Genomic DNA, 282 nt, shown 5'->3' with positions numbered 1-282 from the left:
GTCGGCACCACCTACAGTTCGGGCCAGTGTGCGACGTTCTGGCAGGGATCGAATGCCGCAGCGGTGGCGCAGGATGCCGCGCAGTCGATGGCGCAGCTGGCCCAGCAGTACGCGGCGCATCCAGCATTCGCCGGCTGGTACATCACCGATGAGCCTGCGCAGGTGCCGGCCGAGCGCGCGTCCTTCTACCGCGCGGTCGTCTCCGCACTGAAGGCGGCGACGCCCTCCCGGCCGGTGATGGTGGCGCCCTACCTGGCGTCCTCCAGCGTCGATCCGGCCAGT

At 70.2% G+C, this 282-nt stretch carries 1 protein-coding gene; it reads left to right on the top strand.

What is annotated here, in order from left to right; genetic code table 11:
- The coding region (locus EN850_RS35930) for a DUF4434 domain-containing protein (RefSeq protein WP_136093098.1) at positions 1-282 on the top strand (282 nt) is incomplete at both ends.

Source organism: Mesorhizobium sp. M8A.F.Ca.ET.207.01.1.1, from assembly GCF_004794715.1.
GTDB lineage: Bacteria > Pseudomonadota > Alphaproteobacteria > Rhizobiales > Rhizobiaceae > Mesorhizobium.
This window is presented reverse-complemented; position numbering and strand designations above follow the sequence as displayed.